Source organism: Streptomyces sp. H27-C3, assembly GCF_030063415.1.
In the GTDB taxonomy this organism is placed as follows: domain Bacteria; phylum Actinomycetota; class Actinomycetes; order Streptomycetales; family Streptomycetaceae; genus Streptomyces.
Genome location: NZ_JASITA010000066.1, coordinates 1 through 22,583 on the forward strand (window position 1 = coordinate 1; position 22,583 = coordinate 22,583).

At 67.0% G+C, this 22,583-nt stretch carries 23 protein-coding genes and 1 pseudogene; 7 read left to right on the forward strand and 17 right to left on the reverse strand.

From position 1 onward, the window contains the following. Window positions 1-123 precede the first annotated feature (123 nt). From QMK30_RS36170 to QMK30_RS36180, 4 genes are all read right to left on the reverse strand, one after another. A complete protein-coding gene (locus QMK30_RS36170; RefSeq protein WP_283522595.1) occupies window positions 124-618 on the reverse strand; it encodes a hypothetical protein in 495 nt (164 codons plus the stop codon). Between the two features lie 865 nt (window positions 619-1,483). Continuing rightward, the gene (locus QMK30_RS38610) at window positions 1,484-1,606 is read right to left on the reverse strand and encodes a S1 RNA-binding domain-containing protein (RefSeq protein ID WP_349362156.1); all 123 of its coding nucleotides are present in this window, start codon (window positions 1,604-1,606) and stop codon (window positions 1,484-1,486) included. An 18-nt stretch (window positions 1,607-1,624) separates the two neighbouring features. Further along, window positions 1,625-2,053, reverse strand: a complete 429-nt coding sequence (locus tag QMK30_RS36175; RefSeq protein ID WP_349362157.1) for a S1 RNA-binding domain-containing protein — start codon at window positions 2,051-2,053, stop codon at window positions 1,625-1,627. 818 nt (window positions 2,054-2,871) lie between these two features. Next, window positions 2,872-3,210 carry a DUF6368 family protein gene (locus QMK30_RS36180; protein WP_283522596.1) on the reverse strand — a complete coding sequence of 113 codons (339 nt, stop codon included), beginning with the start codon at window positions 3,208-3,210 and terminating at the stop codon, window positions 2,872-2,874. A gap of 357 nt (window positions 3,211-3,567) precedes the next feature. Between QMK30_RS36180 and QMK30_RS36185 the strand changes: the two genes are divergently transcribed. Together QMK30_RS36185 and QMK30_RS36190 are read left to right on the forward strand one after the other, a co-directional pair. Next, the gene (locus QMK30_RS36185) at window positions 3,568-3,987 is read left to right on the forward strand and encodes a hypothetical protein (RefSeq protein WP_283522597.1); all 420 of its coding nucleotides are present in this window, start codon (window positions 3,568-3,570) and stop codon (window positions 3,985-3,987) included. A 279-nt stretch (window positions 3,988-4,266) separates the two neighbouring features. After that, on the forward strand, window positions 4,267-5,094 hold the full coding sequence (locus QMK30_RS36190) for a glycoside hydrolase domain-containing protein (RefSeq protein WP_283522598.1): 828 nt from the start codon (window positions 4,267-4,269) through the stop codon (window positions 5,092-5,094). 371 nt (window positions 5,095-5,465) lie between these two features. Here QMK30_RS36190 and QMK30_RS36195 read toward each other — a convergent pair whose 3' ends face one another. Beyond that, on the reverse strand, window positions 5,466-6,347 hold the full coding sequence (locus QMK30_RS36195; RefSeq protein WP_283522599.1) for a GNAT family N-acetyltransferase: 882 nt from the start codon (window positions 6,345-6,347) through the stop codon (window positions 5,466-5,468). A 240-nt stretch (window positions 6,348-6,587) separates the two neighbouring features. Here QMK30_RS36195 and QMK30_RS36200 point away from each other — a divergent pair, with 240 nt between their 5' ends. Next, window positions 6,588-7,061 (forward strand): HIT family protein, encoded by a 474-nt coding sequence (locus QMK30_RS36200; protein WP_502963296.1) that lies wholly within the window; start codon window positions 6,588-6,590, stop codon window positions 7,059-7,061. Between the two features lie 13 nt (window positions 7,062-7,074). On the opposite strand, the pseudogene QMK30_RS36205 reads toward QMK30_RS36200, so the two are convergent. The 4 genes and pseudogenes from QMK30_RS36205 to QMK30_RS36220 form a co-directional block, all read right to left on the reverse strand. Then, window positions 7,075-7,476 (reverse strand): annotated as a pseudogene (locus QMK30_RS36205) (GGDEF domain-containing protein); the annotation flags it as partial. An 88-nt stretch (window positions 7,477-7,564) separates the two neighbouring features. Beyond that, entirely contained in the window at window positions 7,565-7,873 is a 309-nt protein-coding gene (locus tag QMK30_RS36210) for a hypothetical protein (protein WP_283522600.1), read from the reverse strand. A gap of 96 nt (window positions 7,874-7,969) precedes the next feature. Then, on the reverse strand, window positions 7,970-8,668 hold the full coding sequence (locus QMK30_RS36215; RefSeq protein ID WP_283522601.1) for a hypothetical protein: 699 nt from the start codon (window positions 8,666-8,668) through the stop codon (window positions 7,970-7,972). Between the two features lie 1,126 nt (window positions 8,669-9,794). Continuing rightward, window positions 9,795-10,292, reverse strand: coding sequence for a hypothetical protein (locus tag QMK30_RS36220; RefSeq protein ID WP_283522602.1), 498 nt, complete (start codon window positions 10,290-10,292; stop codon window positions 9,795-9,797). A gap of 152 nt (window positions 10,293-10,444) precedes the next feature. Between QMK30_RS36220 and QMK30_RS36225 the strand changes: the two genes are divergently transcribed. The 3 genes from QMK30_RS36225 to QMK30_RS36235 all read left to right on the forward strand — a co-directional run bounded on the left by QMK30_RS36225 (window position 10,445) and on the right by QMK30_RS36235 (window position 13,193). Further along, on the forward strand, window positions 10,445-12,619 hold the full coding sequence (locus QMK30_RS36225; protein WP_283522603.1) for a hypothetical protein: 2,175 nt from the start codon (window positions 10,445-10,447) through the stop codon (window positions 12,617-12,619). A 110-nt stretch (window positions 12,620-12,729) separates the two neighbouring features. Further along, window positions 12,730-12,942 (forward strand): hypothetical protein, encoded by a 213-nt coding sequence (locus QMK30_RS36230; protein ID WP_283522604.1) that lies wholly within the window; start codon window positions 12,730-12,732, stop codon window positions 12,940-12,942. Window positions 12,943-13,010: 68 nt separating this feature from the next. Continuing rightward, the gene (locus QMK30_RS36235; protein ID WP_283522605.1) at window positions 13,011-13,193 is read left to right on the forward strand and encodes a hypothetical protein; all 183 of its coding nucleotides are present in this window, start codon (window positions 13,011-13,013) and stop codon (window positions 13,191-13,193) included. 357 nt (window positions 13,194-13,550) lie between these two features. Here the strand turns inward: QMK30_RS36235 and QMK30_RS36240 are convergent, their stop codons facing one another. The 8 genes from QMK30_RS36240 to QMK30_RS36275 all read right to left on the reverse strand — a co-directional run bounded on the left by QMK30_RS36240 (window position 13,551) and on the right by QMK30_RS36275 (window position 21,138). Next, on the reverse strand, window positions 13,551-14,312 hold the full coding sequence (locus tag QMK30_RS36240; protein ID WP_283522606.1) for a metallophosphoesterase family protein: 762 nt from the start codon (window positions 14,310-14,312) through the stop codon (window positions 13,551-13,553). A 66-nt stretch (window positions 14,313-14,378) separates the two neighbouring features. Then, window positions 14,379-14,633: a hypothetical protein gene (locus QMK30_RS39005; RefSeq protein ID WP_283522615.1), complete on the reverse strand. Its 255-nt coding sequence runs from the start codon at window positions 14,631-14,633 to the stop codon at window positions 14,379-14,381. A gap of 1,103 nt (window positions 14,634-15,736) precedes the next feature. Beyond that, window positions 15,737-16,225: a hypothetical protein gene (locus tag QMK30_RS36250; RefSeq protein WP_283522607.1), complete on the reverse strand. Its 489-nt coding sequence runs from the start codon at window positions 16,223-16,225 to the stop codon at window positions 15,737-15,739. 42 nt (window positions 16,226-16,267) lie between these two features. Beyond that, window positions 16,268-16,450, reverse strand: a complete 183-nt coding sequence (locus tag QMK30_RS36255; RefSeq protein WP_283522608.1) for a hypothetical protein — start codon at window positions 16,448-16,450, stop codon at window positions 16,268-16,270. 444 nt (window positions 16,451-16,894) lie between these two features. Next, entirely contained in the window at window positions 16,895-17,407 is a 513-nt protein-coding gene (locus QMK30_RS36260; protein WP_283522609.1) for a hypothetical protein, read from the reverse strand. A gap of 691 nt (window positions 17,408-18,098) precedes the next feature. Next, complete coding sequence (locus QMK30_RS36265) at window positions 18,099-18,503, reverse strand: DUF6009 family protein (protein ID WP_283522610.1); 405 nt, start codon at window positions 18,501-18,503, stop codon at window positions 18,099-18,101. Then, complete coding sequence (locus QMK30_RS36270; protein WP_283522614.1) at window positions 18,500-19,951, reverse strand: DNA primase family protein; 1,452 nt, start codon at window positions 19,949-19,951, stop codon at window positions 18,500-18,502. The genes QMK30_RS36265 and QMK30_RS36270 overlap by 4 nt, the downstream gene beginning before the upstream one ends. Window positions 19,952-20,013: 62 nt before the next feature. Continuing rightward, window positions 20,014-21,138 carry a bifunctional DNA primase/polymerase gene (locus tag QMK30_RS36275; protein WP_283522611.1) on the reverse strand — a complete coding sequence of 375 codons (1,125 nt, stop codon included), beginning with the start codon at window positions 21,136-21,138 and terminating at the stop codon, window positions 20,014-20,016. A gap of 482 nt (window positions 21,139-21,620) precedes the next feature. Between QMK30_RS36275 and QMK30_RS36280 the strand changes: the two genes are divergently transcribed. Further along, window positions 21,621-22,169, forward strand: a complete 549-nt coding sequence (locus tag QMK30_RS36280) for a helix-turn-helix domain-containing protein (protein ID WP_283522612.1) — start codon at window positions 21,621-21,623, stop codon at window positions 22,167-22,169. Window positions 22,170-22,583 lie beyond the last annotated feature (414 nt).

The window sequence follows — 22,583 nt, forward strand, 5'->3', positions numbered from 1 at the left end:
TCACGGACGGCCCGCTCGCGCAGCTCGTCGGGATACTTCCGGGGTGCAGGCATCAGACCTGTGCTTCCCATCTGCCGAGGCAATCATGCCCGGCTTCAAGGCCGCTACGGAATCCGGTTCAGCTCAAATCAGCAGTTTGGTGCGAAGTTGCCTGGTCTCGCCGAGGACGTCTCGCGCGGCCAGGTTCACCGCAAGGCGTTCGCCGCGGTCAAGCTGAAGTGCCCCGCCGGGGTTGGTCGCCGGCTGCCGGGGCGGTATCCGCTCCTGGGCCTGCAGGAAGGTGACCAGGTCGTTGAACGCAAGTCGCGACAGCCGTGGCGTGAGGGTGGTCCTGGCGTCCCAAAACCTCGCAGCCTTCGGTGCTTCCTGCGCGTTCACAGTGACCACTCGGACTGCGAGCATGGCGCCGATGAGGTAGGCGAGAAAGGACCCGGACGCGAGTATCCCAGCAGGGCCTATCAGGCCGCCGAGGCGATACAGCGAAGCCCACACACCACGAGCCTGCTGCTCAGTTGGCACGCGGTCCCCCAGGAGCAGCCAGAGTGTCAGCAGCCAGATACATCCCGCCGAGAGTGGCGCGCGGACATCACGAAGGCCAGGCAGCAGATTCGCCAGCACGTCTTTTCCCCCATCGGTGAAGTTCCCGCTGTCCGAGACATGGTTCCACCCCGCCCATCACCCCACTTGGATTATCACGCCGTGATAATCCAAGTGGGCGGCGCAGTGCGCGCAGGCGCGAGGCGAAGTATCACGGCGTGATAATCGGCCCACCCGGAGCGCCGCCAACCCCCCGGGAACCGGGGAAAGCGATGAGGATTGGGGCGAGGGGAGCCAGCCCCGTCATAGGTTCCAGGCTGTTCGTCCCCGCCGTCAGTGGCACAGCGAGGCTCCGGCCAGGAGCGCTTCGGGCCGACTGGCGGCTCCGCTGTTTACCGAGGCGCCCTGGATGCGTGCATCCCAGCGCGCGGAGTTCACCGAAGCGGCGCGTGCCGACCTCGGCTGATTGAGCAGAGTCGGCTGTCGCTACGGCTGGCGCGCACCGAGCTTCGTGGCCCAAGGTGCGAACCCCGGACCGACGCCAAAGTCGCGCCGCTATCCAAGACGGGCATTGGCGTGGGTCCTAGCAGGCGGAGACTCAGCCGAGCTGGAGTCTCCGCCTGCGCGAACCACTCGTACCCAGAGCCGCGCCATGCCCCAGGTGGGCTGCGACAGGACCCCCGGCCCCGCATCGAGACGGGTATTTCCCCCAGCCGTGCCGACCCGAATATCACGGCGTGATAATCGGGCTTCGACCTCGTGAAGGCCGATGCTGCCAACCCCAGTGCGCCGGGAGCCCGAGAACCCGGCCTGGCCGGGCGGGGGAGTCCGGCACTCCGGCTCATGCTGTGGCCGCATAGGTTCACCGCGTCGCCGCCCGGGCCTCTGTCCTTCACCGTCCCAGAACACCGGCACAGGGAAATGCTGTGACAGCAGCACGACGAAGTCACTGAGGGGCGTGTGAGCTCTGCCGTCGGGAGAGGACCAGCCGGCGGCCCTCGCGGGCGATTCCGTTGACGACGACCGTGACCTCGTCGCCCACCTGAACGACATCCCCTGGAGCCTCCACCGGCGTGCATGTGAGCTCTCACAGGGGGACAAAGCCCTCGACTCCGTCGGCGACCTGATCGAAGACGCCGAACGGGACCAGCGCTTTGACTTGCCCACGCACTTGCTGGCCCACCGCGATACGGTCGGCGAACGCCTGGAAGGGATCAGGACCCGTAGCCCGTAAGGAAAGCCTGGCCTCCGCGTTCCAGGTGTCGAACTGCAGGAACTCACACGAGACGCGCTGTCCGACCTGAACGACGTCCGAGACTGCGTCGAAGCGCCGCCAGGACAGTTCGGGGATCGTGATGAACCCGACGCCGGGGGACTCCGGGTGGCCCGGGCCGTCATCCAGAGCCACGAACACACCGAACCGCTCAATCGCGGTGACGGTGCCGGCAAGGAGCTCGCCACACCGCAGCGACTCCAGGAACGCCCACATCTCTGGGTTCTCAGACGGTCCGTACATGCTGATCAACCTTTCATGGGGGACAGCACGCTGGCCCGGAACCACGGTCTCCCGTCGGGGGCGCGGCACTGCACCCACTCGTTGAGAGACGCCATACTGCCGGAACCTCCTCGGAGCGACCGGAGATGAGGGTCGGCGTAGCCCGAAGCTATCCCAGCGATGTCCGGCTGTCTCATGCCACAGCACCTCCGCCCTCATCGCGGCACCCTGCTGCCCCCGGAGCCCGCAGTGGTGCCGACCCTGATTATCACGGCGTGATAATCGGCTGCCTTGAGTTCCAGGGGAGAGGGGTGGAGGGCAGCTCGCCTTGCCCTGTCGAGGTCGGCATCCGGAACTCACCAACGGTCGGACCTCCCCCTGTCCGACGGGGCAACCTGTAGTGCCGGGGCGGCCACATCGATGGACCCGAACCTGTCACCCCAATTATCACGCCGTGATAATTGGGGTGACAGCGACGCCGTGCTCGAGAGCAAGGCCAACTATCACGGCGTGATAATCCCAGGGCAGGACAGGAGCACCATCCAGCGCCCCGCAGGCGCGGGCGGGTGGAGGGTTACTCGGCCCGAGACGATCCGCATCATGCCAGTGGAGTTACGCAGTGAGCACTCGATACGCCTTCGGCCCGAGACTTGTTGGGCACCCGGAGCCCGCTGGCGGGCGGCTCTCGCTCGAGTCGGATGGTGGCAGGGTGCCCGTCACGTCTCACGTCTCACGTCCCGGTCCAAGGCAACGGCGCTGTACAGATGGGGCTCAGACTGCTCGAGACGTAGGAGGTCGGCCTCATCTCAGCCAGCAGCCGGGCCCGCTGTATCTCGGCGTCACTTGAGGAGCCGGAAGTCCGGGTGGGTGACCCAGGAGCGGAGCAGCTCTTGACGAAGGCCGCAGGCTCCGGTTCGTCGGTCAGGGGCGATCAGACCGGGCAGGCTCTTCACGATCGAGGCCTGCTCCATCGGGAGCTCGATGTACACGACGCCACCGATGATGTCCATCAGGGCAGCGGTCAACATCGCTGTCAGGGCGTGACCTACGGGCCCATTGGCCATCGCGATCACATCGACCGCGTGCGTTGCGCGGAAGCCGAGAAGGAGCTCCAGATCGAGACGGTCCGCGTGCTCGCTCTCGAACAGCGTGCTGTCTCCGATCCCGGCCCGATCCACCCAGTACATTTTGCGGTCAGCCCGGTGCACTGCGCGCACTTACAACGCCGGAGGCGGAGTCGCAGGACGCCGGGAGCCCGCGCACTATTGCCCCCGAGGTCGTTATCACGGCGTGATAGTCAACGGGGCCGCCCTGGTTCGACGTGAGAAGGCGGGCATGCCCGCCTTCTCGTCTGCTCTGCGACTTGGCGCGCCTCGCAGCAAGAAGTACTACAGCGTAAAGCGCGGTCTCTGGGACGCATGTAAGGACAGGTTGCGCTGGACATGGCGCTGGGGCGCCCGCCGTCGTTAGATTCTGCGTTCACGGGGGCTGAGGCCCAGCCCGGCCTTCATACTCCGCCAACACACGAAGGAATCATGAAGTTCACCACTTCCACGGATGGGGACATGGAAATCTTGCTGTCCGTCGTTGGCAAGCATCTGGGTGCCATTGGCGCAGAAGGGATGATCGACCTCTACACGGATGAGCCGATCGAGGATCCGGAGCCCCAGCAAGCGTTCCTGGAGATGAGGCAGGAGGTTCAGTCTCAGCATGCAGGCAAGCGCGACTACCTCATAGGAGTGCCGCTTGACTTCGCCTCCCAGACGGATCTGCGACGCTTCACTCTGCTTGGGCACCGCACCATCGGCTGCGAGGCGTACGTCGGCAGGAAGCTCGTCTTCTCTACCGTTGAAAACGAGCGTATTGTCTTCCTCGATCTGCCGCAGACTGACGTCGAAGCGCTTGAATCCCAGGCTCGACAGGCTGGCGCTGAGGGACTTACACGCTTGACCTGAGAGGGTCACGCACAGCGGCAACCCTCTCGTATCTAGAGAGCCCCAGAAGCGCACCGCAAATGGTCCCGCACCCCCGGCAGAGAACCGGATGATGCGGAGCCTTCGGTACGAGCGTGCGCTTCGAAGAGGCACCAGTGGGCCTGCGCCCGGCGCCCGGCATGACCGCCCCCGGGCCGATCTGTGTACAAGGCGCTGCAGCAGGGGCCGTGTCACAGCGCAGGACGCCATCTAAGGGCGCGTCGGATGCGGCCGTGAGTCGCACTATGAATGGGGTGGGGAATGTCCAAACACCGGCTGTCCAAAAGGAGCCGTTACATCGCATGGGCGACTGCGGGTGTTGTCGTGGTCGCAGGTGCCGGAATCGCGGCACAGGCAGCCACCGCAGCCCCCGTCTGGCCTGCGCAGAAGACGTACACCGGCGGAGCGTTCGACACGTGCACCGCACCCTCGCTCAACGTGATGAGAGCGTGGAAAACGGGGCCCTACGGCGCCGCCGCCGTCTACATCGGCGGAAAGAACCGCGGCTGTGCACAGCCCAACCTGACCGCGTCCTGGGTGAAGTCGGTCAACGCCACCGGCTGGAAGCTCATACCGCTTTACGTCGGGGCGCAGCCGCCCTGCCAGAAGAGCGCGAACCCGGAAAGGTTCACCTCTTCCACGGCCGCCTCCCTTGGCGCGAGTAACGCCAAGGACGCGGTGGCCAAGGCGTCAGCGCTCGGGATGAAAGCCGGCAGCCCGATCTACCTGAACATGGAGTCGTACGACATCACCGACAAGGCGTGCAACGACGCCACCCTGACCTACGTGCGCTCCTTCACCAAAACGCTGCGCAACGCCACTTACCGGGGCGGCTTCTACGGCTTCAGCAGCTCCAGTGCCAAGGCCATCGCCACCGCCCCAAACAAGACGGACCTGCCGGGGAACCTCTGGTACGCGTTGTGGGACAAGAAGAACACGACCACCACGGACTGGCCGTGGAACCCCGCACAGTTCACCAACCACAGCCGCGGCCACCAGTACATGGTCAACAGCAAGGAAACTCGCGGTGGTTACACCATCACGGTCGACCGCAACGCATGGGACGCTCCTGTCGCGATCATCGGCTGAAATCCTCACGCACGACAATTGACCGACCACTGAAAGGAATCAGAGAAGGTTCCGGCCACACGGTCCACTTCTGGAGGCCGGAGTTCTCCGGTGGTCCGGTCGACTTCTGCCGGGCCAGTGGGAAGGCACCGTCCGGCCTCGTGCCTTCAGGCGGACAGCTTGTACCGACCAGGCTGAGCTTGTCCCCGCCTGGTACGCCCCCGAGGCCGTAAGGCACCCCGGCCCTTGGCTCAGCGTCCCGAAACGCAAAAAAGCCCTGGTCGCCCGGCGCGTGCCGGGGGACAGGGCTTCGGGGGTGCGGAGGGCTCTGGGATCAGAACGCCCAGCCGCAGGCACGGGGTCGTAGCAGCCCCGGCCGTCCGTCTACGCGGCTACAGATCGAGTTGGTACAGCAGTGTTCTATGCGTCGGCAGATAGCCGAGCGCGTCGTTGATGGCCCGCATGTGCCGATTGCTGTCGGCGGTGTCGGTCAGCAGGCCGTCGAGATCTGGGTGGTACTCGATGGCTTGCCGGATCGCCTCGGCCTTCATCCATCGGCCGAGGGCGTGCCCGCGGTGCTCGGGCAGAACGCCGGTGCCGTAGTGCTGGCCGTCGCCCTTGCCGTCGCCGGGGACGACCAGCTCGGTGAACCCGGCGATCGCGCCGTCCGACACATTGACGGCGACCACCGTGTGCAGGAGTTCGCCACGCTTCTCGACGGCCTGGGCTGCTGCTCGGACCCGGGCCACGTCCCAGACCACCGTGCCGTAATCGGTGTCGCCCATCGGCATGTCGTCCATGGCGCGCCGCGAGGCCGCGAAGGTCTCGGCGAACTCGCTGGGGACGGTGCCGTCCCACGACTCCAGCCGGTAGCCGGGATGCGGCTGCCGGATGATCTCGGTGAGAGCGGCGATGTCCGCCTGTGTCAGCGTCAGCCGGGCGAACGTCAGGGTCAGGACCTTGTGAAAGCCCAGCGCCGGAAGGAACCGTTCACCGGGCGAGTCGGCTGCCGCCTGGACGGTGACGCAGCGTCGGCCTTCCGCTCGGGCGGTGGCCACGGCTGCTGCCAGCAGTTGTGAGCCGATGCCGTTCCGCCGCTCGGCCGGATGGACATTGAGCTCGATTTCGGCCAGGTGGCCCTGCCCAGTCGTGGTGAACAGGCGCAGGAAGGCTGATCCAACAGGGAATCCGGTGGGCCTGGCCGCAAGCCATGCCAAGCGGTGGCTGGACGGGCCGCAGTCAGGGTCGGTCAGCGCGGTGATGCGAATCGACAAGATGTCTCCGTCGTGGGAAAGCGGCTAGTGGCAGGGCACAAGTTCGACTGCTGACGGCTCCTGCGCATGTGCTGCACACCTCCTTGTCGACCGCGCCGCTCCAGGCATGGACGGCCCGGCGAACGTATTCGTTGCCCCATGTCAGCTGCAACTGCTTTGCGGGCGCCGATGCATGTGCAACTGAGTGGGGAACGAAGAGCGGGGCTGGGGATTTCACAGGCTCTGGCCGCGATTCCGTGAATGACCTTGACCGAAGTGCCTCGGCGGTCTGACCGCTGGTCGGCCTTGGCCAACGGGCCTGGGCGATTGAGCGCGGGGTTCGCAGTGATCGGCGATGTGCAGTTCCTGCCCGGCTACTCGGTGCTCCTAGTGGATGATCCCAACGTGGAGAGACTGTCGGACTTGCCCAAGGACAAGCGGCTGGTTTTCCTGTCCGACATGGACCAACTCGGAGAAGCAGGCGAGCGAGCGTCCCGTCGCATGGATGCGGCTTTCCGACGGGTCAATCTGGAGATCCTGGGCAACACCGACGGGTTCTTGCACGCGCACGTATGGCCACGGTTCGAGTGGGAACCGACCGACTTGGTGGGTATGCCGGTGTGGCTCTATCCCCGCGACAGGTGGGCCGACAAGCAGTTCGCACTCGGTCAGCAGCACGACCCACTGCGCAAGGAGATCGGGGAGGAGCTGGACCGTTTGCGCTCGGCAAACTGACGGCGATGCTCCATCGCGTCGCCCGGGTGTCCACGCGGGTCGCGACCGCGAACTCGTCTCCGCCGAGGCGTCCGACGATTCCGTGCGGTCCGGCCCAGCGGGCGAGGCGTTCCCCGGTCGCCGCGAGGGCCTTGTCGCCGGCGGCGTGGCCGTGGGTGTCGTTCAGCCCTTTGAAGCCGTCGAGGTCGAGCATGCGGAGCACAGCGTCCTTGTGGTGACGGGCGAGCAGGCGCTGGGCGCGGCGCTCGAACGCGGCGCGGCGCTGGGCGCCGGTCAGCGGGTCGCGGCGTTCGGCAGCGAGGCGGCGGTGCAGCGTGAGCGCGTGGACGGTCCAGCCGGTGAGCGGGACCATGAGGGTGGTGATGATGAGAGCGCGCTGCCCGATCGGGGTCGGAACACGCAGGACGGGGTTCATACTTGGATCTCCCTCTCGTCTCGTACGGGATGGGTGGCCCGGGGCGGCCGACTGGTTTTCTGGCCTTGGCGGCCGTCTCGGGGCGGAGCTAAAGCGCGATGTCGCCGCGGTTGGGGCGGGTCCAGCTGACGGGGTTGTGCCAGGGGCCGGCCTTCGCGGCGGGCCAGTCGAGCGCCCAGCCGGGCCGAAGTCCGCGCGCTCCCCAGCTGTCCGGCTGCTTGCCGGGGATCTCAAGTCCTGCCGTGTGCGCGATGAGCGCGGCGTCGTACACCTCGTGCGCGCGCCACAGGGCCGTGGTGGGGGAGTCGGCCTCGCCGGTGAAGACGTGCTGACCCTTGCGGGCCGGGTTGGTGATGTCGTGTATCGGGACGTCTACCTCGTAGGTGCGTAGGCGCATGACGTCCAGTTCCTCTCTCTGCTCGGTGTTGAGGGACCACCGCGACCGCCCCGGCCTCCGTCGTTCGGGGAGGCCCGGGGCGGCACGGAGCGACCGTCACGCCGGTGAGGGCGGGTCAGAACTCCAGGTGGATCGTGATGGGCCGCCGGGATCACCGGCGTGAGTGTGGACGGTGCGGCGGTGCGCGGGTGTGCCGGCGGACTGTTCCTTATACGCCTCCGCTTCTGTGCTGCGAGGACGCAGTGCGCGAAGGGCGGCCTGGAGCGTCGGCTCGTAATCCTTGGGGTCCCAGCCGTCGGGGACGGTCACCTTCGTGCGCAGCTTCTCGTTCCCGACGCGGTGGATCTTGCAGTCGACGAACGGGATGAGGCCGGAGCCAGGGGCATGCAGCAGAACAGGCTTTCCGGCCTTCACCACGTCGATGACTTCGAGGCGGGCAATTTCGCCCAGCCGGTAGACATTCCCATTCGTGCCGCCGCGCTTGGTGTGCCCAACGACGACCATGCCGTCGAAGGTCGGGGCGACCTTCTTCCACTCCTGCTCGTAATTCTCGGGCGTGAAGAGGTCGGCGAACTGCACCAGCTCCGCGCCGGGCAGGCGGTGCTGAATCTTCGCCAGCCGCAGATCCCACTGCCGGCGCTGAGCGATGTGCGGCGAGGCGCAGACGTGCACGCGCACCGGCTCGCCGGGCACCCGTGCGGCTCGGATCTTCTTCATGGCCGCGATGTAGGCGCGCTGCTGCGCCGCCGTCGCGTACGTGGCCAAGGGGATGTCCGTGGCGGTGGTGTCGGGCATGGATCTCATCATGCCCTGAGCCGCTGTCAGGGGCCGCTGCTGCACCGGGAGATGCCTCTTTCGCACACGTCTCGTCGACTCGCTCACGTTGCCCTCTGCACGAAGCGTGACGGAGGGGGTATGGTGGCTGCGATCAAGATCTATCTACATACTGAAAATCCCCCGCGCCTTGGTAAGCCCGGGGGAGTTGAGAACCTAGTTGGAGGCTCTCGGTGTTCATGGCACCACTGTACCCGCGGGCCTTCGCCCGCACACAAGATCCCCGCCGTCTTCGCGATGCCTCGCGTTGCACGTCAGCGGGGCTTTTTCGCGTTTTCGGGCACCCCAACCAGCCCTCCGAAGAGGGGGTTGAGATGACCTAGGTCTGGGGGCGGCTTGTTGTCCGCCCGGGACGTTCTGCCACCGAGGTGTCTCACCACCTCGGTTCAGCGCCCCACATGTCTCCGGTGGGCTTAGCAGGCCCTCCGAAGGAGTTGTCCGTCCGGTTCGCAGCCGGTCGAACGGTTCGTTTTCTGCTCCGCAGCAGATGAAGCGCCACGAGGGGCTTCGTTGTGCCCATCTCTGTAAAGAGGAAGGCGTCAGCCATCTTGCACCACCTCTCTGCCTTTCGCCAGTCTGCCCGCGCCCGGTTCATCCTGGTTTGCAGGTCAGTGGTATCCTGTGTGACGCAAAATGCGCGTCCGGTATATCCGAAATATGCCGCCAAGTTGGAGAACTTCGGCCGGTCCGTCACGCCGGGCACGACTTTTCGACCGGCATCAGGTACGCGTCACTCCGCTTGCTCCGTCCTGTCGTCCGCTTCCGACCTCGTTGTCCACAGGCCCCCCGCTGCTCGCAGGACTCTGTCCACAGGGCAAATCCCTGACGCTACCCAGATGATCATTCGAGCCTGTCTGCCCGTGTCTGCACACCGCTCTGTCGTGACGGTGGACCGATGAGCGCCGCGGCGGCCGCGATGCGGCCGGAGGCCATCGATAACTCCGTGCACGAGACTTCGATCCTTCGCGGGCAGCGGAACCCGCTGCCCGCGCGGGCTGGGCTCGTGGCACCTGCCACGCGGGATGCGGCTTTTGCATCAGCTGGTGGTGGGCTCCGGTGGTGCGTCCGCTTTCTTCTCCACGAACGCTCACTGACCGTTCGCCGCGGAGAATGGGGTTCCGGGTGGCACTGTCATCCACAGGGATCCGTCATCGGCGATGAGGAGCATTCCCTGCGCGTGGAGGGAATGCAGGGAGTCGCGGGTGTCGTCTCGCGCGGATCCCGTGGATCGGGCGAGCTGGGCGGCCAGGGCTGTGTCCGCGAAGATCAGGTCGAGTTGTCCGGCGGCCCCCAGCGGGATGTGCGGGCCGTAGATCTTTCGGTAGTCCAGCATCATTCGCATGGTGGTGGCCTCATCCGAGTCAGGCCCGAAGGCGGCCGTGACGGTGGCCATCACCTGCTCGTCTATGCCGACCGGGCGGTCCCACTCTTGGCAGAAGACGCCGGGCGGGTTCAGGTTGTACAAGTACTTGGGCTGCTGGCGGGGGGTCCTTGCGGGGCGGGGGCCGATTCGCTGCGCAGCGGCGGTCCTGCGAGCGGCTTCTCGGGCGCGACGGGCCACGGGATCCGTTTTCTTGGGGGCCATGCCCTGCGTAACGACCGGCTCGGCGGCAATTTCCCGTCCGTGCGTCCCGGCCAGGTGAGCCGATGAGCGCGGCTGCGGCAGTGACCACTGTCGGGGTGCAGCTGCCGGAGCCGCGCCGTGCGAGGACGCGTCTTGGCCTTCCGGTTCAGGTTGTGCCGTCGCTGAAGCGTGAGGCGGGGCATCCGCTGTCGCTGGGCCGGGACGCGCGTGCCCGGCTGGGGGGCGCGGTTCGTGTGCTGCTGGACGCGGCCGGCCTGGGTGGTGTGTCGGACGCGGTGCGCCTGGCGGTGGTGGTGCTGGCGTCGCGGACTCCGTCGGAGTCAGGTGAGGTTGAGATCCGTACAGGTGAGCTGGGTCGGTGGATCGGACTGTCCAAGTCGTATGTCGCCTCGGTGGTCGTTCCGGGTCTGCGCCGGTCCGGCCTGGTCAAGGTGGGCACGGTGGTGGGTGAGTTCGGGCAGGACGACGCGCTGCGGTGCCGGGTGCTGCCGATGTGGGCGGCCCAAGGGATGGTTGGACATCCGCTGGCGCTGACGAAGAAGGAGCTCGCAACGTTTCTGCGGCTGATGGAAGCCGTGATGGCGCCGGGCTGGGTGCACAGGGACGGGCGGATCACTGCGGCTGGGCTGATCGGGGACCGTGCGGGCCGCGGCGCGGCGACGGATCGCCTGGCGCTGCTGCTGCTGGTGCTTCAGGCCCGTGAGACGGGCCGGGTGCGGCAGTGCGGTGGGGCGGTGGACACCAAGCGGGGTCGAGCGGCGGCGACGGTGGCCCGGCTGCTGGGCTGCACGGCGTCGGCGGGGGAGCGTGTCCTGGAGCGCCTGGAGGACCGGGACCTGGTGCGCCGGGTGCGGTTGCAGACGGCGTCCGGGCTCGAGAACCGTACGCGGCTGATGGTGCCGGCGGTCGCCGCCGCGCACAGCCGTACCGGTGCTGCCGTCGCCCGGGAGGGCCGTGTGACGGCTCTGGAGCCCGTGTTTTCAGAGCCCGACGCTGCGGCAGGGGGTAGTGAGGCGTCGCCGCCCGAGGCAGAGCCGCAGGTCAGCGGTGCGCCGCTGACGGTTGAGGCGGAAGTGGCAGAGCCCGACGTTGCGGCAGCCCTTCACACTGACCACTCTTCTGGGGCTACTCCCGTCGATTCTCCGCAGCTCTCTGGTGGCTTTTCCGGCGAAGGCCGTGGTGGGTGCGTCGATCTGCCGGACCGCGCGTGCGAGCGCGAGGACCAGGCCGTGGACGGCGATGCCGCTGCCCGGCTGACGTTGATCGACGGCGAGGGTGGCCCGCTGCGCGGGGAACAGCCGAAGAAGTCCCCCGTCGGTGAAGACGAGAAGGGCAGCTGCGGCCCGGTAGCCGGCGCAAGCGTGCGGGCCGTGGACGGCCAGGGTCAGAGCAGGCAGCAGCAGGGGAGGGTGGCCCTGCCGTCGCAGGATCTGCGGGCCGTCCTGACCCCGGTCCGGCTGGTCTGGGCTCGCCTGGAGCGTCCGGCCGTCCGGCGCCTGGTGGAGTCCGCGGCCCGCACCGAGCTGGCCCGGGTGGTCGGGTTCGCCGGTCACGCCGGCGCGCCGCGGGTCCTCGCCGATCGGCTCGCCCGGCGCCTGGCCGACCAGATGCGCCTGGGCGGTCCGATCAAAGACCCGGTGGGCTGGCTGATCAGCCGGGGCCTGCCGCAGCTCCAGCAGTGCGGCGACGCACGGTGTGACGAGGGTGCGCTGCTCGACTCGGGCCGGGACTGCCCGCGCTGCGAGGACCGGCAGGCCGACCGGCGTGCCCAGCGCCACGCGGTCGCGGCCGCCATCGACGCCGCGATGCCCGGGGCCTCGGAGACCGAGCGCGGTGCGGCCACCGACCGGCAGCTGCACGAGACCGTGATCGCCCAGGCATGGATCCGCGAGCACCGGTGGGCGCAGGTCCGCGAGCAGCAGGCCGAAGCGAAGGCGGCCCGCGCCGCAGCCGCCACCGCCCAGCCGCTCGCCGAGGTCCCGGCCGCGCCGGTGGCCCCGGTCGTGCTGCCCGCGCCGCGCCCGGCTGCCGTCGTCCCCGCCCCGGGGTCGGAGGCCGCCGACATCGACGACGACCAGGAGCTGGTCCTTGAGGACCTGACGCGTGAGCAGGTGCGCGACTGGCGGGTGCGGGCGATGAAGGACCATCAGGTGGTGTTCGACCACGTCAGCCGCTACGGCGAGCCGTCGGCCCAGCGCCTGTTCAGCAACCAGCTGGTCGACCAGGCGCAGCACCTCTCCCGGCTCGGGCACCTGGACCTCGGCTACGCCACCTTGGGGCCGGCACCTTGGGGCCGCCGTACTCGACCAGCACCCTTCTGTCAGTAGCGACTGTCATCCTGAGCGGATGCCCGGCGGCGCCCATCTCCCCGAAGCCGATGCCGTCGTCGGGCCGCTCCCGCTACCGTAGGAAGCGCACCCTTCCCGCGGAGGCCTCCATGGCGCACTTGGTATTCGACAACGACGAGAGCCGACAACTGCGCGACTCCGCACGCGAGCACGCCGACGCCGGAGACACACTGCTCGCCTACGTCCTGGAGAACATGGCGTCCGAGGGTATCGACCTCGACAAACTCACCCCGTACGAAGACATCCGCGCCCGGCACGGGCTCGACAGCGACGGACAGCAGCACGCCTCCGGCGCGGCCTGATCGCTCAGCACGGCCCGCGGCGCGCCAGAGTCGTTTTCCACGACATCGCCGAACGCCAGATCGAAGCGATGACGGACACGGAACTGGCCCGCTTGGACCCGGCCATCGTGCGGGTCTCGCTCGATCCACGCATCGGCACTGCGGCCGAAGGGCGCCTGGAACGGGAGTACCGCAGCGGCGGAGTACGGATCGTGTACATTCCGACCGTCTTGGGCACCTTGATCATCGTCGCCTACGTCGAGGTCGACTGACCGCGACGCAGATCCGCCGCCTCTCTACCTCCCTGTGAACTGGTTGGGGCCACGCGCCGCCGCATTGTCGGACCCAGCTCGTAGCGTCATTCGTGAGGGCCAGGAAACGCCGGGCCCCCGCAGGTGCGAGCGGGATACGGGCGAGAACTCGCCGAGACTCACCGCGATCGGCCCGTCGCCGAGATCCTGCCGTTGCTGCGTCAGGCCGCTGATCAGGCGCTGCTTGAGTTCACTCATGGCGATCTACGCGAACAAGCCTCCGCGATCAGCACGGATGAGCCGGGGATTGAGACTGGTGAGCGTCGTTGATTGTGTAGTCGGTGTTCCGTCGTCTGCTGTCGTAGGCGGAGGGTGGTGTCACCCTGTGTGTTCACGTCCGTCCCGTGGGCCGAAGGCTTCGAGAGCGTCCGCGTCTGTTGCGCGCGCATGCAGGAAGTAGTCGGCCCACTCTGTAATTTCAGGGTAGGAGGAGTCCAGGCTGAGCTGGGTGACAGCGGCTTCGATGTCGAAGTCGGTGGCCCGCAGTTCGACGCCAGGGCCGAGGATGGCCCAGTGGGCTCCGTTTCGTCCGTAGGGCATGCCCACGCTGCCGGGGTTGATCACCATTCGACCGTGGGCGAGGCGGACGAACGGCATGTGGGTGTGGCCGCATACCACGGTGCGGACGTCGGCATCGAGCGCGCTGAACACTTCTTTCCAGCGGTCGAGGCGTGAGTCGACCAGGACGACCTCTTCGTCATCCCTGGGGGTGGCGTGGCAGAACAGCACCCTGCCCAGGCCGTGCACGAGCAGGGAGAGCGACTGCGGCAGTCCGCCGAGGAGATCGAGATGGTCCTCGCGTAGCTGTTCGGCAGCCCAGGGAGCGATCGGATCGGGGATCGAGTTGCGTTGCCCTCGGCGGTACTCCAGAAGTTCACGATCGGCGTTCCCACTGATCCAGACGACCCGGTCGCCGAGGCTGGTTAGCAGGTCGAGGACCTCGGCTGGTTGCGGGCCTGCGGTGATGTCGCCGGTGAGCACGATGCGGTCGGCGGCAGCCACATCAGGTTCGGCGAGCACGGCCTCCAACGCAGGCAGCACTCCGTGGATGTCGGACAGTACTGCTACTCGATTCAGCATGGTCACAACTGTGGGATGAGGGGAGCCGAGACGTGAGCTGTTTCACCGGACGCATATAGCTCAAGGTCAGACAGCTTCAGCGGGTGTGGTCTCCGGGCGCGGCTTCGGGGCGCCGCCGGACAGCAGATGCTCGACTTCAAGGCGGATGACGGTGCCGGAGATGATGGGCAGTTCGGCGGCGTAGCCGAGCCAGGCGGCCCGACGGGTCAGCCGCGGGTGCAGGCGGTCCCAGGCTTGCGCTGTCGCCTTGCCGTAACAGCGGTTTCCGTGGTGGCCACCACTTGCTCGGTGCCCCAGGTAGTGGTGGTTGCTCGTCGACACCAAGGCGGCAGAGCGGCAGGATTCCGGGGGGACGAATCTGATCGAGATGAGCGAGCGGGAGTACTTCGCCCAGTTCGCTAACGACCTCGGGGGCAATAGAGCGTGGATCGGCGAGCGGCGTTATGCGGCTTCGCGTCCAAGGCGGAGGAGGGAGGCGACGCGGAGCGTCGTCGACCGACGACAACGCCGGAGGCGGAGTCGCGGGACGCCGGGAGCCCGCGCACTATTGCCCCCGAGGTCGTAAGCGGACCGGCATGTTCATCGGCCGTGAGTCCCTGTCTGGCGTGGCAGGATTCCTTGTGGGTTATGACCAGGCAGCTCGCCCGGTATGGCGGCCCCGGCTTGGACGGCTGGCGCGAGTGGTTGATGGAAAACTACGAGGTCAGGGGCAACCTCATCTGGGAGGCCCAAATCCGGCAGATCGTGCTTCCGGGGTGGCGAGGTGGATGGGATCTCCTGGCGGAGCGATGTCAGGTTGAGTGGAGCCTTGGGGTCGTTCTCCGGATCGGGACGTGTTGGCCCCGGATGGTGGCCGGTGTTCAGGCCGCGGCGGGCGGGCCACTGAGCGTGGTGATCTGCTGCCAGGTGGTGAAGCGGGTCCTCGTCTCGGTGCGGTAGTGGGGTGCCGCGAGGAGGCGGCGGCGGGGTCGGAAGTGCGGCGGCGCAGGGCGGCGGCATAGGTGGGACCGAACCTCTTCGACCACTGATGGATCGTCTCGTAGGTGACCTCCACGCCGGGCTCGAGCATCATCTCCCGACATCACGCAGGCTCAGATTGAAGCAGTGGTACAGCCACACGCAATGGGCGATGATCTCCGGCGGGTAACGGAACCCCCGGTACGACGGCGTGTCCACGTGAAGCCCCTCCGGCGATCCGACCCATCAGATGATCACGCTACTGGCGAGCGTCTCCACGCAACCTGACAACGCCGATCAACCGGCTCACCCGGCACCTGTCCCTCGTGGACATCGTCTGGCTCGGCTGACCCCGGTCTCGAACAACGGCTCCGCCCCCGGCATTGCAGCTGCCGGGGGCGGAGCCGTTCGCATCGTAGCCACCTCCACCGGCCCTGGGGGAGGCTGGAGAGGGGCACCGGAGGCCGTCAGGCGTGTTCCCGGCGCCAGCATCGACGAATACGGGCAGGCCGCCGGGATGTTGCCGTGGCCTGCCCGGCGGTCTTCTTGAGGTTTCGCCATGAACGCGGGTGGTTGTTGAGAACCTCTTGGAGGTCGCGCGGGTCCTGCAGCTTGGACATCACCGCGTCGTACGTCTCCTGCTCGGTCGTCCAATCCCGATCAAGATGCGGCATGGCCTCGCTGGATTGCTCCCGCGCGAGTTCGTAGAGGTCGCGGCGCCAGTCCGGATCAATAGCTTGCTCATCTACCACGCAGTTGCGGAGGGCGAAGCAGACGAAGACGGCCGTTGCAGCGATTTCCGCCGTCATCAGGCGGGATCGCTCAGCGTCGAATGCCGTGCCGCGCTTGAGCACCGGAGCGGTGTCAGTCTGCGTGAACTGACTCATGCAGGACGTCGCCGTCGGATGCGTCCACGCGCTCGCCTCCTTGTAGTAGTTGCGGTAGAGCTCGACCATCTCCTCCGACACGAAGCGGGTGTCCGCGAGCCATTGCCGCACCTACCTGTCGGGCCACCAGTGGTTCTTGCGAAGCCACTTGTCAGCCATGTCCACGTCCTTGGCGAGCGTGCGCCCCAGGCCGGCCGACTCGTAGACGGAGCGCAGGATGTTGCGCACCACCCCGTAGAAGCCGTAGGAGAGCATCACCGTCGCGGCCTCCAACTGCTCGCATGCCTGCGCCATGCACGCCCCGGCCGCCATGTCGTTGGGAAGGTCGTGTCGTACGGGTAATCGGTCTGGGCGTAGACGGCGAATTGGAGCAGCGACATGGCACGCTCGAGCTGACTCGTCTCCGGCTCACTGTCCGACTCCAGCACACCTGAAGGTGTTCGATGAACCACGGTGCTGCCTCTGCCTCTTGCGTCATGCGCTCATGCTGGAGGTGAGGTTTCGGAATCGCCAGAGGTTATCCGGCTTTCCGACAGGAACCATTCTCGATCGAGTGCAATCCAGCCCTGTGTCAGCAATTCCAGCATCGAGGCCACCGAGACCCGACATTTCAGGAACCGGAGAACGCACGCGTCCGGCTACGACGCGGCGCCCCGGCCGCGTTCCCGCTTTCGGCCCATCCTGGTGACCCGGGAGCGGTGTCACGTCGGCGGGACGAGCCTGTGAGGGCTGTGAGCCTCACAGATCATTTCCCCAGGCAGACGGGGTGAGCTGTGAGGGTGTGAGATGCCGTCTCAGGGCACGGTGCCGGCACGTCAGGTCCTCCAGCACCGGACGCCACTTCTCGCCCCGGTGCCGCCGGTCCAGCGCCTCGATCATGGCTCGGAGCGGCAAGGCCGCGAACAGGTCCGCGAGTTCCTTGTCCCGGCCTTCCTGGGCATCGAGCCACAGCTGCTCCGCGTCCCGCGCGTCGCGGTTGATCCAGTAGACGGGATCGCGGTGCCGGCCGTCCGGCGGCCGGCCGGCACCGCGGCCGCATCCGAGAATAGTGGGGCGCCAGGATGTGCTCGCGCACCGCCGCCCGTCACGGCCAGCACCGGGGGCGAGCGCTGCCTCGGCTTCCGGCCCAAGCCGTCCGAGGGCAGCAACCAGGACCTCCAGCACGTCCAGCGTGTCCCCGTCGCCGCTGTCGGCCCGTCCAGCCGCCGTCACCGCGTCCGGCAGCACCTCGACACTCCCCTGCAGCTCCATGCCCGGCCCAACGACCAGGACCCGGTCCGCGTACCGCCACGGCCAGCACCCGGCGAGCACTGTGAGGCTGTCAGCGGTGAGAGCAGCCGTCGGCCAGGACCTGCGGCGGCTGGATGGGCTGCTCTGTGGGAGATCGGTGGTTGCCTGTCGTCGCGATGGTGCTGCTCGGTGATTCTGCTCCTAGGCGGTCGCTGGGGGAACTTGGGGATGCAGCCCAGCATTTTGCGCGATCGGGGGGCAGACATCTGCTGCACCGGCAGCAGACCAGCCTCGGAGGGGGCGGGCGTCGCGCGGACCCCTCCGAGGCTGAGTGTTCAGTAGTCGCTGCCCTAGAGCGACTGAACAGTCTTCAGTCGCTGCTGGCTTCAGGAAGGAAAAATGCAGGCCAGAGGCCTAGCAGAGATCTAACAGCGACTGAAGCGACTCAAGCTTCCTATCTATGACGCACACACACGCACACGGGAATGTCTTCATAGTTCCGCACCTGAGTCGCTTGAGTCGCTATAGCGGTCGTGAGGACGCGCTGACCTGTGGTTTTTCTTGGACGAGCCGTGCAGCGACTCAGTCGCTGAGTCGCTGCCGTCCTTCAGGCACTGTCGTTTGCACCAAGGTGACACTGAGGTTCGCACCTGCCGTCACATGCGAACCTCAGTCGCTTCAGTCGCTCCCCGGAGTGACGGCCTGTGACAGCTCAGGCTTTTGGAAGCGTTATGCCGAGTTCGCGCATGGCGTCGGACTCCGGCCCTCCTTCGGAGCGCTGGGTTTTGTAGCCCTTCACGCGGGGGGCGAGAGTGCGCGGGTCTACGGCCTCGGAAGGCGCACCGGATTCGTAGAGGCCCTCGGGCTGGCCGTCGCGGTCGTGGGGCAGGAGCCAGAAGACCCGGCGCAGGAAGGTCCCCGAGGCCCTGGAGGAGCGGGCCTCCGTGCTGAGGGTGGCGTAGCCGACCATGCGGCCGTCGCGGTGGTAGGCGGGCTTCCCGCGGCGGGTGGGCAGCCGGTCCAGGCTCTGGCGGACGTAGTCCAGGGCGTCGGTGTCCTCGAGCCACACGAGTTCGCTCTCGTGGGCGATTTGCGAGGGCTCGATGAGCGCGCTCATGCGTTGTCTCCCACTTCAGCGTTGAGCCCGATACCAGGATAGAACTTCCGCTGATTCGACAAGATCATGTCTTTCGGGGTGGCAAGACCGACGTTTTCACGGACCCGGGCGGCGAAGGCACGGGAGGAGACGGGGTTGGAGCCCTCCAGCTGGCACCAGTTCTTGTAACTGCTGTAGAGCTGGGCCTGTTCGGCACGCATGGCAGGGCCAAGCGTGCAGCACTCACCCAGGAAGCGGCCGGTGTGATCCTCGGTCTCGGCGTACGCGGTCGTCGCGGTGCGCACCTGCTGCGGTCCGGTGAGGTCCCGGGGCCCGGTGAGGTAGCGGCGGGCGCCGCTGATCAGCCAGTTGAGAATGCCCGGGCCTTCCTCGGTGACCAGGACGTCGGCGAGGTTGTCGACCTTACGGTCGTCGGCGACGACGCGTTCAAAGGGGATGAGTTTCATCCGCCGCCAGAACGCGTAGCCACCTGTGCCCACCTCGGGGCGGTGGTTGCCCAGCAGCCAGAGTTTGTGGGTGGGACTGAAGCTGAAGAAGTCTTGGCGCATCCGCCGGGCCTTGATGCGATCGCCGCCGGTCAGGTGTTTGACGCGGGCCTCGTCGAAGCGGTCGCCGGGCTTGAGTTCGGAGCACACGATGATGCGCCGACCGTGCAACTCTGCCAGGTCGGTGGGGTGCCCTTCGAAGGGGCGGGCCATCAGGAAGCCAGGAGGGGCAGCGTCCGCGTAGTCCCCGAGGAGTTTGACCATCACATCGAGCAGGACGCTCTTGCCGTTCTTGCCCTGCCCGTAAAGGAACGGCAAGATCTGCGCGCCGACATCGCCGGTGATGGAGTAGCCCAGCAGCTCATGCACGAAGTCGATCATCTGGTGGCCGTCGTTGTCATCACCGAAGGTGTCGGTGAGGAACCGCTGCCAGCGGGGCGTGGGCATGGCCCGTGCGGCCATGCTGGTCGCACGGGAGTGGTAGTGCTTCTCCGGGTCAGGCGCGGCGAGCAGACCGGTGTGGAGGTCGACGACGCCCTCGGGGGTGCACAGCGCGTACGGGTCGGCGTCCAGCAAGGAGGCGTTGAGGACCATGCCCGGGGCGGCTTTCGCCTGCATCAGCATCGCCTTCATGCCCGATGTAGACAGGGAGCGGCGCCGGTGCCGGCGCAACGCGCTGCTGGGGTGCCGTCCCTGCGGATCGCTCTGGGCGAGGGACTCGGCCATTTCGCCGGCCGCCCACAGCACGGTGTCGTCCTCGTCGATCTCCCAGCGGTACCCGCACCAGCGGTACCAGCCCAACCCAGGTACGTGCCGGAAGTCTCGCCCGTACAAGGAGACGAACAGTTTGGCGTTGCCGCGGTCGCTGAGGCTGTCCGCCAACAAGCCATGCTCGGTTGCCTGGCCTGCGGCGGCCGGGGCAGAGGTGGCCTGGGCGGGCACGGCCGCGGGGGAGGTGAGCATGATCTGCCGGGCGACTTCGGACGGGTCGAACAGCCCCTCGTCGTCGGGGCCGGGTGCGTGGTTCACGTACGGTCTCCCAGAGTGAGCGGCTGCCGGCGGCCCGCGGTCATCCCGCTCTGGATGATCTGCAGGGCCCGCCGTTCCTGGCCGGGACGTGCCTGAGCGGCAGCGCCCAGCAGGGCGGATTCGGCCTCGTCGGCGGTAAGATGGCCGGCGCCCACCAGGCCGCCCGCGGTGTAGGCGGCGCGGTTGAGCTTGTCGCTGAACCCGGCGCCCTGGGACATAGTGGCGCATCCGATCACCGCAGCCAGCACCGTATCCATCGTGCGGGCGGCAGCATCATGGCCTCCGCCGGCGGCAACCACCGCCTCATGGGCCCGCCGAGGCATGGGTGTTGCGGTGCGCTGGGCGGGAGGCGCCGGGAGGTGCCCGGTGCGGGCGAGCTCCACCGCGAGCCAGCCGGGCAGTTGGGCAGGTCGGCGCACGGTGCCCAGTGCGGTGTAGGTCCCGGCGTCGGTGGTGGTGCCGGGCGCGATGATGTACCCGCCGTGCGCCCGCACATCCACCTGCCACGCCAACGCTCGTGACGGACTGGAACCCGCAGAACAGCGCCAGGCCTGCCCCGGCTCTGCGGCGTACCAGATATGCATGCCCCCCGAGGGGGTGCGCACCCGCAGCGTGGACGCATCCTGGGCCGGGTCCGGGGCTCCGCGCAGCGCGGCCAGGACCGCGAGACTGTGAAAGCCGTGGCGTAGGCCCCGTAGGGACACCGTTTCGGGAATGTGAATGCCCGGCAGTAGCCGTCCCGGCCCTGGGAGCGCCGCTTGATGAGCATCGACATCGATCACGATCAGTCCGGCCGGCCCGCAAGACACGCCCACGCCGAAGTCCGGCCGTCGACCCCACCACGCGCTGATGACATTGGGGTCGCAGGTGGCAGCGTAAAAGCCGTGGCACCAGCGACCCAATTCAATACACGGACAGTCTCGGTAGCTGTGTGCCTGCCCCCGGCAGGCTTGGCAGTTGGCCGCCGGGGTTTTGCGTCGAGGTGCCAGGGGATGTACTGGCCAACCCTGCGCCGCACACCACAGAGCAAGATGCAGGGGACTTCCCGGAGCTGGCCGGATCGTGTCGGTCACTGCGAACTGTGTTGAGTCGCTGCCAGAAATCCCCAGGTCAGGGGTCATGCGTGGTTCCTCTCAGCGACCGAAGCGACTCAAAGTCCAAACGTGCTCAGCACAGGCTAGCTGAGAGGGCCCCTACAATCTCGCAACCCCAACGCGCGGAGGGAGCCACGCCGTGAACCCGCGCCTCCGGCATCTCTCGGGGCACCGAAAGCGACCGAAGCGACTCAAGGCCAATGACTGGTCAAGACAGTTGGTGTCAGAGCGCTGCGCGGGGTCTGCGTATGGAGTTTGGGTAAATCGATACGCATTAGCGCATAGGCGGGCACAACGCTTCGCCGAATGCTGTGCCGTTGGTCGCGACGGGTCGTACGGCCTCTGCCCCCCTGTGACGTGCGTATAACGCCAGCGCATAGGCAGCGCCAGCCCCTCGCCCCCTTACCGTGTGAGATCATCTGATCTCACACGGAGACCATAGAACCCATAGATTGCCATTGCAACGGGCTTCACCGTGATGCAATGGGTTGCGTCGGAAGGTGGAGGCAATGCACTCACAGGGTGATGCAGGCTCAACTGACGTTGAGCAAGCGGGAGACGCAACCCCGAACGCGGCTGCGCAGGACCTTGGCCAGCAGGTTCGCAGAGCCAGAGGCGAGATCGCGACGAGGTTCCGTCACATCCGGCAGCACCATCCTGAAGGCCCGTTCACCTTGGAACGCTTGGCGTCCGTCACGGGCGTGTCGAAGCGGAACCTTGCGCTCGCCGAGTCTCCAGAAGGTGCAAACCTGAAGATTGAGACACTTGTGAAGATTGCCCACAGTCTGGGCATCGAGCGCTGGGCGTACTTCCTCGACGCGCAGGTCTTCGACCAGGTCAACATCGAACTGTCGGTTCTCCAGGAACTTCGTCAACGGCAGGTGGAAACCGTGGCCTTGAGGAAGTCCAACGACCATCAGACGTCCCGAGACGCACTCACTCAGCTGTCGGAGCTGATCGCGGGCATCACCAACCTGGGGCAGTCGGCCAACGAGATCCTGCAGGACATGCCCGGCTCGGACGGCGAATCCCCTGGCCCGCACCAGCCCGAGCGGTGATTGTGGTGCGATGGCGGAGCAGAGAAGAGAGCCTGTCCGTTGGCAACCTTCGCCACCGCTGCGATCAACTCATTCGCAGCCTGGGCCTACAGCAGCTTGACCGGCCAAGCATCGAGGACCTCTGTAGCCACTTAGCGAATCAGCATGGGCGGCCGATTCGGCTTGTGCCCCTGCAGCTGCCGCTGGGCAGCCCGGACGGTCTGTGGATATCGACAAACTCCGATGACTTCATTCTCTTCGAGGACCGCCTAAGGGCTGTCCCGCAATCCCTGGCAGGCGCACGGCGTCAGCTACGGCACCTCGCCGCGTTGTCGGAACGCCCGAATACGTCCAGTATGCGAACGTCCCTCCGCCTTGCGATGCACCGCATCTGACGCCGTGCGCTGATCCACCAGGGATTACGGGACAGCCCTT

Coding starts and splice junctions, on each gene's coding strand:
- QMK30_RS36175 (WP_349362157.1), bottom strand. CDS start 2,053: ATGTACGGACCGTCTGAGAACCCAGAGATGTGGGCGTTCCTGGAGTCG.
- QMK30_RS36185 (WP_283522597.1), top strand. CDS start 3,568: ATGAAGTTCACCACTTCCACGGATGGGGACATGGAAATCTTGCTGTCC.
- QMK30_RS36190 (WP_283522598.1), top strand. CDS start 4,267: ATGTCCAAACACCGGCTGTCCAAAAGGAGCCGTTACATCGCATGGGCG.
- QMK30_RS36200 (WP_502963296.1), top strand. CDS start 6,588: ATGACCTTGACCGAAGTGCCTCGGCGGTCTGACCGCTGGTCGGCCTTG.
- QMK30_RS36210 (WP_283522600.1), bottom strand. CDS start 7,873: ATGCGCCTACGCACCTACGAGGTAGACGTCCCGATACACGACATCACC.
- QMK30_RS36215 (WP_283522601.1), bottom strand. CDS start 8,668: ATGCCCGACACCACCGCCACGGACATCCCCTTGGCCACGTACGCGACG.
- QMK30_RS36220 (WP_283522602.1), bottom strand. CDS start 10,292: ATGGCCCCCAAGAAAACGGATCCCGTGGCCCGTCGCGCCCGAGAAGCC.
- QMK30_RS36230 (WP_283522604.1), top strand. CDS start 12,730: ATGGCGCACTTGGTATTCGACAACGACGAGAGCCGACAACTGCGCGAC.
- QMK30_RS36235 (WP_283522605.1), top strand. CDS start 13,011: ATGACGGACACGGAACTGGCCCGCTTGGACCCGGCCATCGTGCGGGTC.
- QMK30_RS36240 (WP_283522606.1), bottom strand. CDS start 14,312: ATGCTGAATCGAGTAGCAGTACTGTCCGACATCCACGGAGTGCTGCCT.
- QMK30_RS36250 (WP_283522607.1), bottom strand. CDS start 16,225: ATGGTCGAGCTCTACCGCAACTACTACAAGGAGGCGAGCGCGTGGACG.
- QMK30_RS36255 (WP_283522608.1), bottom strand. CDS start 16,450: ATGGCGCAGGCATGCGAGCAGTTGGAGGCCGCGACGGTGATGCTCTCC.
- QMK30_RS36260 (WP_283522609.1), bottom strand. CDS start 17,407: ATGGAGCTGCAGGGGAGTGTCGAGGTGCTGCCGGACGCGGTGACGGCG.
- QMK30_RS36265 (WP_283522610.1), bottom strand. CDS start 18,503: ATGAGCGCGCTCATCGAGCCCTCGCAAATCGCCCACGAGAGCGAACTC.
- QMK30_RS36270 (WP_283522614.1), bottom strand. CDS start 19,951: ATGCTCACCTCCCCCGCGGCCGTGCCCGCCCAGGCCACCTCTGCCCCG.
- QMK30_RS36275 (WP_283522611.1), bottom strand. CDS start 21,138: ATGACCCCTGACCTGGGGATTTCTGGCAGCGACTCAACACAGTTCGCA.
- QMK30_RS36280 (WP_283522612.1), top strand. CDS start 21,621: ATGCACTCACAGGGTGATGCAGGCTCAACTGACGTTGAGCAAGCGGGA.